At 65.6% G+C, this 18571-nt stretch carries 17 protein-coding genes; 13 read left to right on the top strand and 4 right to left on the bottom strand.

All coding sequences use genetic code 11. From position 1 onward, the window contains the following. The first annotated feature begins 83 nt into the window (after positions 1-83). The 3 genes from ABIB58_RS10985 to ABIB58_RS10975 all read left to right on the top strand — a co-directional run bounded on the left by ABIB58_RS10985 (position 84) and on the right by ABIB58_RS10975 (position 1880). Positions 84-659, top strand: coding sequence for a YqaA family protein (locus ABIB58_RS10985; protein WP_354040881.1), 576 nt, complete (start codon positions 84-86; stop codon positions 657-659). Between the two features lie 107 nt (positions 660-766). Beyond that, complete coding sequence (locus ABIB58_RS10980) at positions 767-1312, top strand: disulfide bond formation protein B (protein WP_039246047.1); 546 nt, start codon at positions 767-769, stop codon at positions 1310-1312. A 4-nt stretch (positions 1313-1316) separates the two neighbouring features. Next, the gene (locus tag ABIB58_RS10975; RefSeq protein ID WP_354040879.1) at positions 1317-1880 is read left to right on the top strand and encodes a demethoxyubiquinone hydroxylase family protein; all 564 of its coding nucleotides are present in this window, start codon (positions 1317-1319) and stop codon (positions 1878-1880) included. Positions 1881-2052: 172 nt separating this feature from the next. On the opposite strand, the gene ABIB58_RS10970 is transcribed toward ABIB58_RS10975, so the two are convergent. Together ABIB58_RS10970 and ABIB58_RS10965 are read right to left on the bottom strand one after the other, a co-directional pair. Further along, complete coding sequence (locus ABIB58_RS10970) at positions 2053-3255, bottom strand: acetyl-CoA C-acyltransferase (protein ID WP_354040877.1); 1203 nt, start codon at positions 3253-3255, stop codon at positions 2053-2055. Between the two features lie 143 nt (positions 3256-3398). Beyond that, positions 3399-4307 carry an SDR family NAD(P)-dependent oxidoreductase gene (locus ABIB58_RS10965; protein WP_354040875.1) on the bottom strand — a complete coding sequence of 303 codons (909 nt, stop codon included), beginning with the start codon at positions 4305-4307 and terminating at the stop codon, positions 3399-3401. Between the two features lie 154 nt (positions 4308-4461). On the opposite strand from ABIB58_RS10965, the gene ABIB58_RS10960 reads away from it, so the two are divergent. The 5 genes from ABIB58_RS10960 (at position 4462) to aguB (ending at position 12040) form a co-directional block, all read left to right on the top strand. Next, on the top strand, positions 4462-5616 hold the full coding sequence (locus tag ABIB58_RS10960; RefSeq protein WP_354040873.1) for an OmpA family protein: 1155 nt from the start codon (positions 4462-4464) through the stop codon (positions 5614-5616). 519 nt (positions 5617-6135) lie between these two features. Then, positions 6136-7266: a capsular polysaccharide export protein, LipB/KpsS family gene (locus tag ABIB58_RS10955; protein ID WP_354040871.1), complete on the top strand. Its 1131-nt coding sequence runs from the start codon at positions 6136-6138 to the stop codon at positions 7264-7266. 170 nt (positions 7267-7436) lie between these two features. Further along, the gene (locus ABIB58_RS10950; RefSeq protein WP_161638229.1) at positions 7437-10028 is read left to right on the top strand and encodes a TonB-dependent receptor; all 2592 of its coding nucleotides are present in this window, start codon (positions 7437-7439) and stop codon (positions 10026-10028) included. Positions 10029-10160: 132 nt separating this feature from the next. After that, complete coding sequence (locus ABIB58_RS10945) at positions 10161-11180, top strand: agmatine deiminase family protein (RefSeq protein WP_082064438.1); 1020 nt, start codon at positions 10161-10163, stop codon at positions 11178-11180. Next, the gene (aguB, locus tag ABIB58_RS10940; protein ID WP_045811068.1) at positions 11177-12040 is read left to right on the top strand and encodes an N-carbamoylputrescine amidase; all 864 of its coding nucleotides are present in this window, start codon (positions 11177-11179) and stop codon (positions 12038-12040) included. The genes ABIB58_RS10945 and aguB overlap by 4 nt, the downstream gene beginning before the upstream one ends. Positions 12041-12174: 134 nt before the next feature. On the opposite strand, the gene ABIB58_RS10935 is transcribed toward aguB, so the two are convergent. Continuing rightward, a complete protein-coding gene (locus ABIB58_RS10935) occupies positions 12175-12915 on the bottom strand; it encodes an alpha/beta fold hydrolase (RefSeq protein WP_045811067.1) in 741 nt (246 codons plus the stop codon). Between the two features lie 71 nt (positions 12916-12986). On the opposite strand from ABIB58_RS10935, the gene ABIB58_RS10930 reads away from it, so the two are divergent. From ABIB58_RS10930 to rplT, 5 genes are all read left to right on the top strand, one after another. Next, the gene (locus ABIB58_RS10930; RefSeq protein ID WP_045811066.1) at positions 12987-13949 is read left to right on the top strand and encodes a glycosyltransferase family 9 protein; all 963 of its coding nucleotides are present in this window, start codon (positions 12987-12989) and stop codon (positions 13947-13949) included. 125 nt (positions 13950-14074) lie between these two features. Then, entirely contained in the window at positions 14075-14596 is a 522-nt protein-coding gene (gene infC, locus ABIB58_RS10925) for a translation initiation factor IF-3 (RefSeq protein WP_026108595.1), read from the top strand. 84 nt (positions 14597-14680) lie between these two features. Continuing rightward, positions 14681-15985, top strand: coding sequence for an MFS transporter (locus ABIB58_RS10920; RefSeq protein WP_354040867.1), 1305 nt, complete (start codon positions 14681-14683; stop codon positions 15983-15985). 161 nt (positions 15986-16146) lie between these two features. Beyond that, positions 16147-16344 (top strand): 50S ribosomal protein L35, encoded by a 198-nt coding sequence (gene rpmI / locus ABIB58_RS10915; protein WP_003166435.1) that lies wholly within the window; start codon positions 16147-16149, stop codon positions 16342-16344. A 110-nt stretch (positions 16345-16454) separates the two neighbouring features. Next, positions 16455-16808, top strand: a complete 354-nt coding sequence (gene rplT, locus ABIB58_RS10910) for a 50S ribosomal protein L20 (protein WP_017506327.1) — start codon at positions 16455-16457, stop codon at positions 16806-16808. 91 nt (positions 16809-16899) lie between these two features. On the opposite strand, the gene ABIB58_RS10905 is transcribed toward rplT, so the two are convergent. Then, entirely contained in the window at positions 16900-18495 is a 1596-nt protein-coding gene (locus ABIB58_RS10905; protein WP_354040862.1) for an ATP-binding protein, read from the bottom strand. Positions 18496-18571: the final 76 nt, after the last annotated feature.

The raw sequence follows: 18571 nt of genomic DNA, 5'->3' as shown, positions 1-18571 counted from the left end.
GCGCTCTAGCAGGTGGACGTGACGGCCGAGGATGACGCAACGCCGCAGGGGTGCTAACGCGCCGTGCCGCCTTAAGGATCGCCATGCTGCGCAAACTCTATGACCGCGTCTTCGACCTGGCGCGCAGTCGCCATGCGACCAAGGCCCTGGCGGTCGTCTCCTTCGCCGAGAGTTCGTTCTTTCCGATCCCGCCCGACGTGATGCTGGCGCCCATGATCCTGGCGCGGCCGCAGAAGGCGTATTTCTACGCTGCGGTCTGCACCGCAGCGTCGGTGCTGGGCGGGATTCTCGGCTATGCGATCGGCTATTTCCTGACCGACCTGGGCCTGGCGATCATGCGGGTGCTGGGACACTCGGACGGGCTGGAGCAGTTCCGCGCCTGGTTCGATCAGTGGGGTCTGTGGGTCATCCTGATCAAGGGGCTGACGCCCATCCCCTACAAGCTGGTGACCATCGCCTCGGGCCTGGCGGCGTTCAGCTTTCCGGTCTTCATCGCGGCGTCGGTCGTGACGCGGGGCGGACGGTTCTTCCTGGAGGCGTGGATCCTGAAACGTTGGGGGCCGGCCATGCTGGCGCAGGTCGAAAAGCGGCTGGCGATGTGGAGCGTGATCGGCCTGGTCGCGCTGGTCGGGCTGATTGTCGTCTTGAAGGTTCTGTAGAGCCTGATCGGTTGAGACGGAATCGCTTCGCGATTTCGGCGCTGCCGTGAATCAGGCGCAAGCTCCAAGTCGACGCGGCCGCAGGGGCGGGGTAAGACCGTTTCAAGATGATCGATGTCTATCGCCTTCTGACCCGTTGGTGGACCGCCTTCGCCCTGGCCGCGTCGCTGGCCATGCTCGGCGCGGCCCATGCGTTCGAACGGTTCGGCGGCCTTGCTCCCTGCAACCTGTGTCTGAAGCAGCGCGAGGTCTATTGGGGGGCGGTGGTCGTCGCGGTGCTGGCCACCGGCTGGACCCTGTTCAGCGGCGGACGCCGGGGCACGCCGCGCATCGCCGCCTTCCTGCTGGCGGCCGTCTTCGCCACAGGCGCCATCACGGCCATCTTCCACATGGGCGGCGAATATAAATGGTGGGCCCTGCCTGCGACCTGTTCATCCGTCGGCGGCTCGGTCGATATGGACAGCCTGACGGCCTTGGCCATGGGCACGGGGCCGGTGACCAAGGTGATCGGCTGCGGCGATGTGGCCTGGAGCTGGCTGGGTCTGTCGATGGCAGGATGGAACGCGATCATCGCCTCGGCGCTTGCGGTGTTCAGCCTGTTGGCGGCGAAACGTCCCAAGGACGCTCGCGCGCCCCGGATCGAAAAGGCCTGATGCGATGAGTCATTCCATTCCCCTCCCTCGTCCTGGCCAAGGCGCCGACAAGGCGCGGATGGACGAAATCCTGCGTGTCGACCACGCCGGGGAATATGCGGCCGTCCTGATCTATCGCGCCCAGAAGGCGGTGTTCGAAGGGCGCAAGGGGCGTGACGGCATCGCCCACGACCTGTCGGAGATGCAGGACCAGGAGGCGGTGCATCTGGCGCGCTTCGAACGGCTGCTGAACGAGCGGCGGGTGCGGCCCACGGTCATGACGCCCCTGTGGCGCATCGCCGCCTCGGCCCTTGGCGCAGGCACGGCCCTGATGGGTGAAAAGGCGGCCCACGCCTGCACCGAGGCGGTCGAGAGCGTGATCGAGCAACACTATGCCGACCAGATCGCCGAGATCGGCGACCGCGACCCGGCTCTGGCCGCTGAGTTGAAGCAGTTCCGCGACGAGGAACTGGCCCACCATGACCACGCCATCGAACACGGCAGCCGCGAAGCGCCGGCGTATCGGCTGCTGTCCGGCGTGATCAAGGTCGGCTGCAAGGCGGCGATCAAGATCAGCGAACGGGTTTAGCCTTCTTTCGTCATCCTCCGGCAAGCCGCGCAGCGGCGCAGACCGGGGGACCCAGCGGCGCGCGTGAGCGCGAACCTGTAAAGGCGCGGTTTTCAGCCTGGTGCGATGGACTGATCGCCTTCGGCGCCGCTGGGTCCCCCGGTTCCGCTTCGCGGCCCGGAGGATGACGAAATCAGAAGATCTCGAACAATCCCGCAGCCCCCATGCCGCCGCCGATGCACATGGTGACGACGCCGTATTTGGCGCCGCGACGCTTGCCCTCGATCAGGACGTGGCCGGTCATGCGGGCGCCGGACATGCCGTAGGGGTGGCCGATGGAGATGGCGCCGCCCGAGACGTTCAGGCGGTCGTCGGAAATGCCCAGCGTGTCCTGGCAATACAGAACCTGAGCCGCGAAGGCCTCGTTCAGTTCCCAGATGCCGATGTCGTCCATCGTCAGGCCGTGGCGCTTCAGCAGTTTGGGCACGGCATAGACCGGGCCGATGCCCATCTCGTCCGGTTCGCAGCCGGCGACGGCCATGCCGCGATAGGCGCCGAGCGGCTGCAGATTACGCTTCACCGCCTCGCCGGCCTCCATGACGACGCAGGCCGAGGCGCCGTCCGACAGTTGCGAGGCGTTGCCGGCGGTGATGAACTCGCCCGTCTGGATTTCCTCGCCGCCGCCGAAGACCGGCTTCAGCGCCTTCAGCCCTTCCAGCGTCGTGTCGGGACGGTTGCCCTCGTCCTTGGACAGGGTGATCTCTTTCGATGAGGTCTGGCCGGTGGCCTTGTCCATGACCAGCATCGTGGTGGTCATGGGCACGATCTCGGCGTCGAAGCGACCGGCGTCCTGCGCGGCGGCGGTGCGCTGCTGGGATTTCAGCGCATATTCGTCTTGGCGGTCGCGGCTGACGCCGTAGCGGCGCGACACCACCTCGGCCGTCTCCAGCATCGACATATAGATGTGGGGCGACAGCTTCAGCAGCGCCTCGTCCTTCATCCGGTACAGGTTCATATTCTGGTTCTGGACCAGGGAGATGCTTTCCAGCCCGCCGCCGACCGCCATCTTCTGCTGATCGAAGACGACCTGTTTCGCCGCCGTGGCGATGCCCATCAGGCCCGAGGCGCACTGGCGGTCCAGGCTCATGCCGGGAACGGAGGAGGGCAGGCCGGCGGCGAGCGCGATCTGGCGCGCGACATTGGTTCCGGTCGAACCCTGCTGCAGGGCCGCGCCCATGATCACGTCCTCGATCTCGGCAGGATCGACGCCGGCGCGTTGGACCGCATGTTTCACCGCATGGGCGCCGAGCTGCTGCGCCTGGGTGTCGTTGAAGGCGCCGCGATAGGCGCGCCCGATCGGGGTGCGGGCGGTGGAGACGATGACGGCTTCGCGCATGGGCTTTCCTCCTGGGCTATCGCCCTTTGGGCTACTTGAGCCCATTCTTGTTTGGCCTACCGCGCTTCGCGCTGCTTGGGGCCGGTTTCCTCTGAAGCGAAGTTAGCCGCCTCACGTCGCGTCAACGCAAGGCGCCTTGTTGTTCAACCGCCGTGGGCCTTCTGGGCCTTGGTCAGTTCGATCATGCCTTGGGCGGCGCCCATCTCTGGGACGATCTCGCCGGCGCGGTCCGAAATGGCGTCGAAGCGGGCGGCGACCTGTTCGGGGGCGTTGTCCCCGGTGACGAAGTCGCCTTGCGTCAGGGTGACATAGGCGCGTTCGAACCCGCCGGCGCCGGCGGCCAGGATGGCTCGGCTCGGCGCATCCTGGCTGACCAGGTAAAGCAGGCCCGGCGTGACCAGGGCCGGGGCCAGCGCCTCCAGCGGCAGGGCGGCGCCCAGATCCTCGGTCATGCGGGTGTGGGCGGTGGGCGCCAGGCAGTTGACGCGGATGTCGTTCTTGGCCCCCTCGATCGACAAGGTCTGCATCAGACCGACCAGCGCCATCTTGGCCGCGCCATAGTTCGACTGGCCGAAGTTGCCGTACAGACCCGAGGACGAAGTCGTCATCACGATCCGGCCGTAGTTCTGCCCGCGCATGATCTCCCACACCGCCTTCGTGCAGTTGACCGCCCCCATCAGGTGGACGTCGACGACGAAGCGGAAGTCCTCGATCTCCATCTTGGCGAAGGTCTTGTCGCGTAGCACGCCGGCGTTGTTCACCAGAATGTCGATCCGGCCCCATTTCGCCATAGCTTGATCGACCATGGCCTGGACCGCCGCATAGTCCGTCACCGAGGCCGCATTGGCGATTGCCTCGCCGCCGGCCGCCTTGATTTCCGCCACGACTGATTCCGTCGCCGTCGCCGACCCGCCCGAGCCGTCGCGCGCCCCGCCCAGGTCGTTGACCACCACCTTGGCTCCGCGCGCCGCCAGAGCGAGCGCGTGTTCTCGCCCCAGGCCGCCTCCGGCGCCCGTCACGATCGCCACCTGTCCGTCAAACCGCATCGCCATATTCGTTTCCTTTCGCAGGCGCCCAATGTGTTGAAACGGCGCCACAGTCGACACAATCGTAACTCAAGCGCGGAACCGTGCGCCAGCCACGCCGTTCGGTCGGGTGAATGCTGTGCTATTGTGCAGCTTCGCGCATTCACACAGTGAGGAAGCTATGAAGATTAAACTTCTCGCCTCTGTCGCCGCAGCCGGGCTGTTCGCAGCTGGCGCCGCATCGGCAGAACCCAATGGTTGGTACGGCGCCATCGACGCCGGCTACCACATGATCGACGATATCAACGCTGAATCGTCCACGACCGGCGCCAACTGGAACTGGGAAGTGAACGACGGCTGGGCGGCGTTCGCTCGCCTCGGCTACCGCTTCAACCCGAACTGGCGCGTTGAACTGGAAGGCGGCTATCGCTCGGGCGACATCGGTCGCGTTCGCGCCGTCACCGGCACCCAAGGCCTTTGTAACCTGACCCCGGCGACGGGCGGCTGCTTCTCGCCCGAAGGTGACATCGAATCGATGACCCTGATGGCTAACGTCATCTATGACTTCGGCTTCGAATACTGGGGCGTTCGTCCGTTCGTCGGCCTCGGCGCCGGTGTGAACCAGGTGAAGACCGATACAATCGGCGCCCTGCGCGCCAACCGCGGCGCCACCTTTACGGCTGACGACACCTCGACCAAGTTCGCCGCTCAGGCGATCGCCGGTCTGGCCTGGGCCGTCGGCGACCGCGCCAACATCGATCTGACCTACCGCTACCTGACGGGCGACGCCAACTTCGCCTCGACGACGGCCGGTACGGGCGTGGGCGCCACGCAGTTCGGCGAATGGGACGGCGACTACGACCAGTCGCACACCGTGACCCTGGGTCTGCGCTACAGCTTCGGTGCGGAAGACGCGCCGCCGCCGCCGCCTCCCCCGCCGCCCCCGCCGCCGCCGCCTCCTCCGCCCCCGCCGCCCCCGCCGCCGGTCGCTCAGACCCCGGTCGCTCGCCAGTTCGTGGTCTACTTCGACTGGGATCGTTCGGACCTGACCGCCGAAGCCCGTTCGGTGGTGACGCAGGCCGCCAACTACGCCAAGTCGGGTCGTCCGACGCGCGTACTGATCGTCGGCTACACCGACACCTCGGGTTCGGCCGCCTATAACCTGGGTCTGTCCAACCGTCGTTCGCGCACCGTCGCGGACGCCCTGGTTGCTCAAGGCGTCAACGGCGGCGTCATCGCCCTGGACGGCAAGGGTGAAACCAACCTGGCCAAGCCGACCGCCGACGGTGTGCGCGAACCGCTCAACCGCCGCGCGACCATCGACATCAACTTCTAAGACTCGCGGGGCGCCGGTGCGGTTCGTCCGACCCGGCGCTCTACAGGTCATGAAGATTGTCGATTTGACAACATCATGCCGCCGTCGTCCTTTGGGCGGCGGCGGTTTTGGTGCCATAAAGCAACGCCTTCCGTCCTGTGTTTCAAAATCCCCGGGACTAAAGCGATTTCGATTGATCGCGTCCAAACTGCGGGACACAAGCATGGCGATGATCCGTAATCACAGACATCTCGGTCGCAGCCGGCGCGCAGCACTGCACGCCTCGGTGGCGAATAGAGCGTGGGCGTGATGGTGGATTTGCGATCATCCTCCAGACTTCTGTCGGCAAGACGTCGGCGCAGATACCGTCTTCGCGGCGATGCGGTGCGTCCCGAGGTCCGCCCGAGATTGCAGGCGTCGCGGCCTTCGCACTCGGCGACCATTTCCGCCTTCCCGGCCATAAGAAAGTTCGGTCCGACCGCCTTGGCGGGTCGTCGCTTCCTGATCGTTTCGGCGCCGTTTGGGCGATTCGGTCCGGTGATGGCCTCGGTTCTTGAGGCGCGGGGCGCCAATGTGAACCGCATGATCTTTAATGCCGGCGACGCGATGAACTGGCGTCGGTCCGGGGGCATTGTGTTCAAGGACACGGCGAAGGCATGGACCGAAGGGTTGATCGATTTCGCCTCGGCGTTCACCGACATAATCCTGTTTGGCGAGGCTGGAGAGTACAACCGAGCGGTCCTGGCGGCGTCTGACCGTTTGCAAGCGCGCGTCTGGGTTTTGGAAAACGGCTATTTCCGTCCCGACTGGATCACGGTCGAGCGAAACGGCGTCAATGGCTCGAGCGCCTTGCCGCGGTTCAAGGGCGGCTATCCCGAGCCTGCGCCACTGCTGCCTGAACCCTTTACGGTCGGAAAAATCCTGCCGCATCACGTCGCCAATATCAGCGCCTACCACACGGTGCAGGTGGCGGGAAAAGCCCTCTTCCCAAATTACACGGCGCCTTACGTGTTCTCGCCGCTGGACCAGTGCCTCGGTCACATCCGGCGCTATTTGAGCCTGGCGTTCAGAAGGGCTGAAAACTGCGACGCCGACGTCATCAAGGCGAGGGGCGACTTCTTCATCGCGTGTCTGCAGCGCGAGGGCGACGCCCAGCTGCTGCGCTATTCGCGCTATTGCGACAACCGCGCTTTCCTGACAGCGGTGATCGCCAGTTTCGCCGCCAAGGCGCCGCCCAAGACGCGTCTTGTCGTGAAGAACCATCCGCTTGACCCCGGTCTGGTCAATCTGCGCGCCATTACGCTGCGTCTTGCACAGCAGCATGGCGTCGCCGGGCAGGTGGATTTCATCGATGGCGGCAACCTCGCCGCCCTGTGCCGCGCCTCGCAAGGCATGGTGGTCAACAACTCGAGCGCCGCCCTCTCTGCTCTGGGCTTCCACACGCCGGTCAAGGTGCTGGGCGACGCCTTCTTCGATTTCGAGGGATTGACCGATCAGAAGCCGCTGGATGATTTCTGGCGCGCGCCGGAGGCGCCGGATAGCGACCTGTTCACACGATTCCGTGCGCATGTGATCGCCCAAAGCCAGGTGAACGGCAATTATCATGAGCCGCACGCCATCGTGCCGACGGCCAATGGCATCGCGGACGTTTTTGAGCGGGCCTCAGCCTAGCTGACCCCCGTAAGGTGTGGCGCCCAGACCACCCTCTGTCTCTGTCATATTGCTGTTACATAACTGTCGCCCAAGGTTTCAACATGCGCCCTAGAGGGGGGCTGGATTGCGACAGGCGATGGACGCCTGACGCCAGAGCCATTCGCGCCGTCCATCTGGGGATAGATGTAATGATTACTCGCAAAAGCCTGATCTGGGCGACCACCGCCCTTGCCGGCTCGCTAGCCTTCGCCGGAACCGCCTCCGCCCAATCGACCGGCACCGAAGCGACCGAAGTGCAGGAAGTGGTCGTGACCGGGACGCGGGCTCCGCGCGCCATTGCTGGCGTTACGGCTGAAACCTCGTCCAAGAGCCGCTCCAGCATCAATCAAGAATTCATCGGCACCCAGGCGTCGGGCCAGACGATCCTCCAGAGCCTGAACCTGGTTCCCGGCCTGAACTTCGTGAACTCCGACCCCTACGGCAACTCGGGCGGCAACATTCGTCTGCGCGGCTTCGACGGCAACCGCGTTTCGATCACCTTCGACGGCATGCCGCTGAACGACACCGGCAACTACGCTGCCTACACCAACCAGCAGCTCGACCCGGAAATCATCGAGCGCGCTTCTGTAAACCTTGGCGCGACCGACGTGGACAGCCCCACCGCCTCGGCGACCGGCGGCACCATCGCTTATCGTTCGGCGACGCCGCTGGACGTGCGCGGTCTGCAGATCAACACCTCGATCGGCGAGTTCAACTACAAGCGCATGTTCGCCCGCGTCGACTCCGGCGAGTTCGGACCGTGGGGCACCACCGCTTACGCGACTGCTTCCTACACGAAGTACGACAAGTTCAAGGGGCCCGGCGAACTTGAGAAAACTCAGTTCAACGGCAAAATCTATCAGGATCTGGGTGAAGGCAACTTCGCCAGCCTGGCCGCGCACTGGAATATCAACCGCAACAGCCAGTACAACAACCAGATCACGCGCGCCCAGTTCGATGCCAACTCCTTCCTGGAAAACGACATCGCCTGCGTTCGCCCGACGGCGGTCGCCGGCACGGTTCAGGATGAAAACACAGGTTCGACTCGCTTCCTGAGCGACGGCACGACCGCGACCGGAAGCTGCTCCAACTATCACGGCATCCGGATCAACCCGTCCAACACCGGCAACATCCGTGGTCAGTTCAGCTATGGCCTGACGGATAGCATCCGCCTGACCATCGACCCCTCGTTCCAGTACACCATCGCCAATGGCGGCGGTTACACCTTGGTCAACGAGCGTGACGACCGCCTGGATCAGAACCGCACCAACAACAACAGCGCGACCGGTCTGTCGGCCATCACCAACGCCCAGTGCGCCACGGCGGCCTTCAATAGCACCGGCGTCGATCTGAACGGCGACGGCGACAGCTGCGATAACGTTGGCCTCTATACGCCGAATAACACCAATACTCACCGCTACGGTCTGACCAGCTCGCTGATCTGGAACATTACGGACTCGCAGCGCCTGCGCGCCGCCTACACGCTGGACTACGGCCGCCACCGTCAGACGGGCGAATGGACCCGCACGGGTATCGACAGCGAGCCGGGCAACGTCTTCGGCGGGCAAGAGCGCTGGGGTGACAAGGACGCGCGGATCGTTGGTCGCGACGGTTCCTTCCTGCGCGGCCGCGATCGTTTCTCGATCGCCCAGCTCAACCAGATCGCCGTGGAATACGTCGGGGACTTCCTGGACAAGGCTGTGACTGTGAACATCGGCGTTCGCGCGCCCTTCTTCGAGCGTCAGCTGAACCAGTACTGCTATTCGCTGAACGGCACGTCGACGGTGCGCTGCACCACCGAGACCCCGTCGGCGACCCTGGCCAACGGCAATGTCAACTTCGCCTCGACCGGCACGCAGGCCTACATCCCGCCGTATTCGCAGACGATCAAGTACGACGACGTTCTGCCCAACGCCGGCATCGTCTATCGTTTCGGCGAAGGCCACAGCGTCTATGCCAGCTACGCCGAAGGCATCTCGGTGCCTCGCACCGACAACCTGTATCAGCCGGTTCGCAATACCACGACGAACGCCCTGGACTTCACCACCGTCGTGCCGGAGACCACCAAGTCCTATGACCTGGGCTATCGTTTCCGTAACGAACGCATCATCGGTTCGATCGCGGCCTGGTACATCGAATATAACGACCGGATCGTGTCGTCGTTCGACAACGACATCAACTCGCCGACCTTCGGCATCAGCCTCGACCGCAACGTCGGTCAGGTGAAGCAGCAAGGCGTCGACGCCCAGCTCGGCTTCGTTCTGAACGACCAGTGGACGTTCAACGGTTCGGCGTCGTGGAACGACAGCGAACTGCAGGACGATCTGGCCCTGTCGGCGACCACCTTCCTGCCGACCAAGGGCAAGAAGCTGGTCGAGACGCCGGAATGGACCTATTCGGCGCGCGTCGATTGGGATCCGACCGACGCCTTCCACGTCGGTCTGCAGGCCAAATATGTCGGCGAGCGTTTCTCGACGGACGTGAACGACGAAACCTCGCCGTCCTACGTCGTCGCCGATATGGACGTTCGCTACGACCTGCAGAACATCTCGATCCGCGGCGCCTATGTTCAGCTAAACGTGACGAACCTGTTCGACGAAGACTACCTAGGCAACATCTCGACCGGCAACAACGCCTTGCCGGTGGCGGTGGGTGGCGGTGTCACGCGCGCCGGCCAGCCGCGCACCTTCTCGCTGGGCGCGCCGCGCACCGTCCAAATGACGGTTGGCTTGAAGTTCTAAGGCTCGGCCAGACTGAAACGACGAAGGGCGGTCCGTTCGCGGGCCGCCCTTTTTCGTGGCTGACGTTGAAGTCGGGGGCGCTTGGGGCCATATGGCGCGGCTCCGAGTTCGGCCCTTCTTGAGGACGCCCGCATGACCGATCCGACTGCTGCCGCCATCCCCGCCGAATGGGCGCCGCACCGCGCCATGTGGGTGGGTTGGCCCAGCCATGCGGAATACTGGTTCGAGGCGCTGGAGCAGGCGCAGGACGAGGTCGAGGGTCTGGTGCGAGCTCTGGCCGGACCGGGCCGCGAGCAGGTCAAGCTGATGGTCGGCAAGGCCGAGGTCCTGGCCGACGCCCAGGCGCGTTTTGCGGGTGTGGCGAATGTCGAGGTCGTGGCCGGCGAGTTCGGCGACGTCTGGCTGCGCGACACCGGGCCGATCTTCGGCGCGGGATCCAAAACGGCGGCGGCGTTCAAGTTCAACGGCTGGGGCGGCAAATACGACATGCCGGGCGACGACCTGGTCGCCGGCCAGATTGGCCGACATGCGGGCGTGGACCTGACCTGGAACGACTTTGTCATGGAGGGCGGGTCGCTGGATCACGACGGGGAGGGGACCGTTCTGACCACGCGCCAGTGCCTGCTGAACCGGAACCGCAACCCGGCCTGGAACCAGGATGAGGCTGTCGCGGCGGCGGCGCTGGAAAAGGCGGTCGGCGCCAAGGTGGTGGTGTGGCTGGGCGACGGTCTGCTGAACGATCACACCGACGGACACGTGGATAATCTGGCGCGGTTCGTCGCGCCGGGCGTCGTCGCCTGCCCGGTCGCCTGGGGGACGAACGACGTCAACGCCGACGTCTATGACGCGACGGCGCGCGGTCTGGCCGCCGTGACCGATGCGGCGGGCCGTCGGCTGAAGGTCGTGCGCATCCCGTCGCCAGGCCTGGTGCTGGACGAGGACGAACGCCCGATCCCGGCCAGCCACATGAACTTCCTGATCGCCAACGGCGCGGTGATCGTGCCCACCTATGGCGATGCGCGCGCCGCCGACATGGCCTGTCAGGCTTTGAAGGACGCCTTCCCCGATCGCGAGATCATCCCGCTGCCGTCCAACGCCATCCTGACCGGCGGCGGCTCGTTCCACTGCATCTCACAGCAGGAGCCCGCATGATCCGCAACATCACCGTCGCCGGTATCCAGACCTCGTATGGCGAGGACATGCAGGCGAATATCAAGAAGACCATCGCCTTCGTGCGCGAGGCGGCGGGGCGGGGCGCGCAGGTGATCCTGCCGTCGGAGCTGTTCCAGGGGCCCTATTTCTGCGTGTCGCAGGAAGAGCACTGGTTCACCCAGGCTTATGAGTGGCGCGACCATCCGTGTGTTGTGGCCATGGCGCCGGTGGCTAAGGAACTGGGCGTGGCCATTCCGGTCTCCATCTTCGAGAAGGACGGGCCGCAATATTACAACTCGCTGGTCATGCTGGACGCCGACGGCGAGGCGCTGGGCGTCTATAGGAAGAGCCACATCCCCGACGGCCCCGGCTATCAGGAAAAATACTATTTCCGGCCGGGCGACACCGGCTTCAAGGTCTGGAAGACGCGTTTCGGCAGGGTCGGGGTCGGCATCTGCTGGGACCAGTGGTTCCCGGAAGCGGCGCGGGCGATGATGCTGATGGGCGCCGATGTGCTGATGTATCCGACCGCCATCGGCACCGAGCCGCACGATGCGACCCTGCATACGGCCGAGCCGTGGCGGCGGGCCATGCAGGGCCATGCGGTGTCGAACGCCGTGCCGGTCGTCGGCGCCAACCGGATCGGTCATGAGCGCGTGACCGAGGTCGGCCAGACCTTTTACGGCCATTCCTTCATCGCCGATCAGCAGGGCGAACTGGTCGAGCAACTGGGCGCCGAGGAGGAGGGGGTGCTGGTGCACCGCTTCGATCTGGACGAACTGGACAAATACCGCGCGGCCTGGGGCTTCTTCCGCGATCGCCGCACAGACCTGTACGGGGCGCTGACGGGGGCGCGTTAAACAATCCGCTCATCCCCGCGAAAGCGGGGACCCAGTTCTTTTGCATCACCGTGCTGGCCATCGAGCGCGGATCCCTGGCGGCGCCTGAGCGCCCAAAGCGCTGGGTCCCCGCTTTCGCGGGGATGAGCGGAAATTCAGAGACGCATCGCCTCGACCGCCGCGACCAGTCGGTCGAGGTCCGCCGGCGTCGAAAGCCGGTGATCGCCGCCGTCGATCAGGTCCAGCCGCACGTCGCCGCCCGTCAGACGTTCGACCAGTTCGACCTGATGTCGCCACGGCACGACGTCGTCGGCGCGCCCTTGCAGGACATGAACCGGCGCGGCGATTTCGATCGCGCCGTCCAGCAGCAGCCAATCGCGCGCCTCTTCGAACATGCGCCGCGTCAGGACATATTCGCCCAGACCCTCCTCGACGATCAGGGTTTCGCCCTCGCGCAGGATGGCCTGGCGTTCTTGGTCCCCCAGGCCGGGCCACATCAGCCGTTCGGTGAAGTCCTGGGCCGGATTGACCAGCACCAGCCCCTTGATCCGGTCCGGCCGCGCCAGGGTCGCCAGCAGCGAGACCCAGCCGCCCATCGAGGAACCCACCGGAATGACCGGGCCGGACAGTCTGTCGATCAGGGCGACGGCGTCCTCGCGCCAGCGGCCGATGGTGGCCTGTCTCCAGTCGCCGGAAGACTCGCCATGGGCGAAATGGTCGTAGCGGACGAAGTTCCAGCCGCGTTCGCGCGCGGCGACGTCCAGGGCCAGGGCCTTGGTCCCCTCCATGTCCGAGCGGAAACCGCCGACCCAGATCACGGTCGGTCCGTCGCCTTCGACGCGCCTGAAGGCCAAGGTTTCGCCGTCGGGGCGGGACAGGTGCTGGATGTCGCTCATGGCGCCGTTCTGCCCGGACTTTCCGCCGCCGTCACCCTTGACCTCGACGCGCGATGGCGGAACACAGACCCATGTCCGCACCCCAGGTCTTGTTCGTCACCTCCAACCGCATCGGCGACTGCGTCATCTCGTCGGGCGTGATCCGCGAGATCGCGCGTCAGGTCCCGGGGGGCGAGATCACCGTCGCCTGCGGGCGGCCGCCCGCGCCCTTCTTCCGCAATGCGCCCGGCGTCGTGCGCACCATCGTGCTGGATAAGAAGAAGCTGGCCGGACACTGGGTCGATCTGTGGAAACAGGTCGTCGGTACGCGCTGGGACCTGGTGATCGACATCCGGGGTTCGGCGCTAAGCTATCTGATCCCGGCGAAGCGGCGCATCGTCTATAACCGCTCGTGGGAGACGGGCCTGCGCAAGGTCGAGATGGTGTCGCGCCTGATGGGGTCGCCGACGCCGCTGGATCCCGAAATCTTCCTGGACGATCAGGGGCGGGCCGAGGCCGCAGCCGTGATCGATCCGCAGTTGGCGGGCGGCGCCGGTCCCGGTCGGATCATTGCGCTTGCGCCCATCGCGCACCAACCGGGCAAGAGCTGGCCCGCCGATCGCTGGGGCGCGCTGGTCGAAAAGCTGAAGGCCGAGCCGCGCTTTGATGGCTGGCGCTTTATGCCGGTGGGCGGATCGGGCGACCGGCCGCCCGCGACCCCGGCCTTGGAAGCTGCAGGGCCGCGTGGAATCGATTTTGTCGGCAAGGGCGACATCATGGCCTCTGCCGCCGCCATTGATCGGGCCGATCTGTTCGTCGGCAACGACTCCGGCCTGATGCACGTCTCGGCCGCGCTGGGCCGTCCGACCCTGGGCCTGTTCGGTCCGACGGAGTGGTGGCTGTATGGACCGTGGGGCCCCAAGACGCGAACCGCAGCGTCCAACGAGACCCGCGGCCAGTTCGCGCCGATCGAGGATCTCACGGTGGATCACGTCTTCGACGCAGTGTTGGCGCTACATGACGCCTATATCGGCGAAACGCCTGCGAACCCTTGAAAAATCGGGGCTCGCGGAGCATATTGCCGGCCTTGAGGGGAACGTGGCGATCGCCGCGTGCATTCGCTCATCACGACATACGCCTTCTCTGACCACATAAGGAAACGACGCCCATTCGCCGTCCCATGCAAGCGCCACCCGTGAAAGACGGGCCGCGTATGAACCAGGATATCCGCGCGCCTCGCGTTCTGCTCATCGACCAGAACGGCGAAAAACAGGGCGTCATGCCCACTTCCGCCGCTCTGGAAGCCGCCGAGGAAGCCGGGATGGACCTGGTCGAGATCGTCTCCACCTCCGAGCCGCCGGTGGCCAAGATCCTCGATTACGGCAAGCACCGTTTCCAGGAGCAGAAGAAGAAGGCCGAGCAGCGTAAGCGCCAGAAGGTCGTCGAGCTGAAGGAGATCAAACTCCGTCCGAACATCGACACCCACGACTACGAGGTGAAGGCCAAGGCCATGCACCGCTTCTTCGACGAGGGCGACAAGGTCAAGGTCACCCTGCGCTTCCGCGGCCGCGAAATGGCGCACCCCGAACTGGGCATGAAGTTGCTGAACAAGGTCCAGGCCGACTTCGACGAAATCGCCAAGGTCGAGTTCGCGCCCAAGATGGAAGGCCGCCAGATGATCATGATCCTGGCTCCGCGCTGATCGCAATCCATCGCTGAAAACCAAACGCCCTGGTCCCGCGACCGGGGCGTTTTTCTTTGCTGGAGAAACGGCTAAGCGTAGGCGATGACGAACGCCGATACGGTCGCTGCGCGCACCCAACCGCCCAAGCTGAAAACACCGGCGCTGGCTGTGCTGTTTGCGACGGTGTTCATCAACCTGGTCGGGTTCGGGCTGGTGGTGCCGTTGCTGCCGTTCTTCGCCCAGAGCCTGAAGGCCGAGGCATGGCAGATCACGTTGATGTTCTCGGCCTATTCGCTGGGGCAGTTCTTCGCCGAGCCGTTCTGGGGGCGGCTGTCGGACCGGATCGGACGAAAGCCCGTGCTGTTGATGACCCTGATCGCCAATGCGCTGGGCTATCTGATGCTGGCCTTCGTGCCCAACATCTGGCTGGCGATCGCGGTCAGGCTGTTCACCGGCCTGGGCGCGGGCAATATCTCGACGGTTCAGGGGTATGTGGCCGATGTGACCCCGCCCGAGCAGAGGGCCGGGCGGATGGGTCTGATCGGCGCCGCGTTCGGCCTGGGCTTCATCGTCGGGCCAGGGCTGGGCGGATTGCTGACGCAGCCGCAACTGGGGCGGCTGGGCTATCAGCTGCCGATCTTCCTGGCGGCGGCGTTGGCGGCGGTCGCGGCGGTCGGCGTCGTCGTCTTCCTGCGGGAGAGCCGGGCCAAGGCCGATCCCGCCGCCCCACGGCCAGCCTTCCTGGCGGGGCTGAAGGCGGCGCGCGACAACGCGGTGGTGTCGCGCGTGCTGGTCGTGACCCTGATCTATATGGCCGGGTTTTCGGCGATGGAGAGCGTGTTCGGCCTGTGGTCCGAGAGCCGCTATCATTGGGGGGCGCGCGAGGTGGGGCTCAGCTTCATGATCGTGGGCATCGTCTCGACGCTGAACCAGGGGTTCTTCGCCGGGCGGCTGGCGCGGCGGTTCGGCGAATCGCGCGTGCTGGCCACCGGCATGCTGCTGTTTGGAACCTCGCTGGTGTTGCAGGTGCTGGCGCCGGTCGCGTGGTTTCCCGCGACGCGGCTCGAGCTGGGCGCCCTGACGATCCCGGTCGTCCAGGGCTGGATCATCCCGATCGTGATGGCGATCGGCGCGTGCGGCATGTCGCTGGCCATGCCCAACATCTCGGCCATGATCAGCCGCGCCTCGCCGCCGGATCGGCAGGGGGCCATGCTGGGCCTGAACATGGCCTCCAGCTCGGTGGCGCGCATCTTCGGGCCGATGATCGCGGGCGCGCTGTTCTCGGGGCTGGGGCATGACTGGCCCTTCGTGATCGGGGCGCTGCTGACCCTCCCGGCGGCCCTGATGGCGATCAACGCTGGACGCGTCATTCGCAGCAGCGAGGGCGGCGTCAAAGCCCCGGCCTGACTCGTCTTGCAATGGCGGCGCTCTTCACGTAGAAGCCGCGCCTTCGCGTACCGAACCGCCAGGCGAACAGGCATGCCTGGGCGGTTCTTAAACTCTGGAGAGATACCTCCCACGGGCTCAAGCAGTCCAAGGGACGGTCGCCCTCCAAAAAGGAGACTGAAATGCCGAAACTGAAGACGAAGTCGGGCGCCAAGAAGCGCTTCAAATTCACGGCCACTGGCAAGGTTAAGGCCGGCGTTGCGGGCAAGCGTCACCGCTTGATCAGCCACAACTCGAAATACATCCGCCAGAACCGCGGCACCTCGGTCATGGCCGACGCCGACGCCAAGAAGATCAAATCCTACATGCCGTACGCCTGATCGGCGCACTGCACGCAGACGATCTTTTCGCACTGAATTTGAACCACAGTCCCTCAAGCAGCAAGCCGCCGCGCGGCGCGCGATAGGGACTTCCCGAAGGGAAAAACATCATGGCTCGCGTTAAACGTGGCGTAACCTCGCACGCCAAGCACAAGAAGGTTCTGGAGCAGGCCAAGGGCTTCTCCGGCCGCCGCAAGAATACCATCCGTACGGCCAAGGCCGCCGTCGACCGCGCCGGGCAATACGCCTATCGCGACCGTCGCGCCAAGAAGCGCAACTTCCGCGCCCTGTGGATTCAGCGCATCAACGCCGCCGCCCGTCTGGAAGGCTTCACCTACAGCCAGTTCATCAACGGCCTGAACAAGGCCGGCATCGAACTGGACCGCAAGGTTCTGGCCGCGATCGCCGCTGACGCGACCGGCTTCAAGGCCGTCGCCGACAAGGTCCGCGCCGCCCTGGCTTAAGGGCCGCGCTCAAGCCGCGAGCGATCGCGTCGCGAGCGTAGCGCAACAAGAATGACGCCCGCTCCGGTTTCCGGGGCGGGCGTTCTTCGCTTCAGGCTGCCTTGAGGACCTGCGATGCCTGGCTCTGCGCCAGCACCATGCGGATGGCGTTCAGCAGGGCGTCGGGCTGGATCGGCTTTTGCGCCACGCCGTTCATGCCGGCGGCGATATAGTCCAGCTCGTCGCGCTCGTCGGCGTTCGCCGTCAGGGCCAGGATCGGCAGGGCGCCGGCCGGATCGGGCAGGGCGCGGATAGCCCGCGTCGCGGCGACCCCGTCCATCACCGGCATCTTGATGTCCATCAGGGCCAGGTCGAACGGACGGGCCATTACGGCGTCCACCGCCTCCCGCCCGTTCTCGGCCATCTCGCAGGTGCAGCCGAACGTCTCCAGCAGCTTGCCGGCGACGAAGCGGTTGGTGGCGTTGTCGTCCACCACCAGCACATGCAGGGTGTCGTGCGGGGTCGGCTCGGCCATGGCGGGGGCGGGCGCCGCGCTCTCGGTCGCGACGCGCAACGGCAGGCGCACCTGAAAGCGCGCGCCGCCCTGGGGCGAGGCGCCCAGCGAGATCGCGCCGCCCATCCGTTCGGCGATCTGTCGGCAGATGGCCAGGCCCAGGCCCGCGCCCGCGCCCTCACGCCCGGCCTTTCCGGTGTTGAAGGGATCAAAGATGGTCGCGGCCGCCGCCTCGGGCACGCCGGGGCCGCTGTCGTCCACGGTGAAGATCACCTCGCCGTCGGCGTGGCTTTCGATCAGGGCGACGACCTCGCCTTTCAGGGTGAACTTCAGCGCATTGCCGATCAGGTTGTTCAACAGCTGCTTCAGCCGCATCCCGTCGGCCTGAACGCAGGGAACGGCCAGGTCTGTGCGGATGGTCAGACCGAGCGATTTCTCGTCGGCCCGCGCGCGCCAAAGGGCGTCGATGTCGAAGGCGACGGCCGACAGGTCCAGCGGTTCCTCCTCCAGCGTCAGCATGCCGGCCGAGGCCCGTGACATGTCCAGCGCGTCGGTCAGCAGCCGCAGCAGGCTCTGGCCCGAATCGATGACGGTGCGGACGTAGGGGCGCAGCTCTTCCTGCTCCAGCTTCTTCTCCATCAGGGCCGCGACGCCCAGCACCCCGTTCAGGGGCGTGCGGATCTCGTGGCTCATCACCGCCAGAAACTCGGACTTGGCCCGGCTGGAGGCGACGGCCTCGGCCTCGGCCAGCGCCAGGTCGCGGGCCAGGGCGCTCATTTCCTCGGCCCGTTGGCGGTGCAGGGCCGCGCCCGCCTGAACCACTTGCAGCGCCGTGCCGACGCCGACGTAGCGGCCGCCCGCCACCACGATGAAGCCGGTCAGCAGAGCGCCCAGTTCGGCGGCCCCGTAAGCCTGGAAGAAGGCCTCGGCGCTGGTCGCCGCCTCCGCCACCGGCGCATTGCGGTCCATCAGGCTTTCGGCGGGCTTTCGGGCATAAAGGGCGCGTCCGAACTCGGCCGCCATCCTCAGGGTGAAGGCGTTGCGTTCGATGATGCCGAGGGGTCGGCTATCGTCATCGACGACAGCCAGGGCCAGGGTGTTCGGCTCGGTCTGGAACCGTTCGAACACATCCGCGCCCGGCGTGGACGGGGCCACGGGCGCGATCAAGTCGACGAAATCACCGATCAGCGGCATCAAGGTCCTCGCAAGTCCGGAGGCCTGATTAGACGCTGATATTTAACGCCAGCTTTGCCGTTCATGAACCTTTCGC

The organism is Brevundimonas sp. UYEF29 (genome assembly GCF_040546195.1).
Taxonomy (GTDB): Bacteria; Pseudomonadota; Alphaproteobacteria; order Caulobacterales; family Caulobacteraceae; genus Brevundimonas; species Brevundimonas huaxiensis.
The sequence above is the reverse complement of the archived record's forward strand: the minus strand, read 5'-3'. Positions and strand labels throughout refer to the sequence as shown.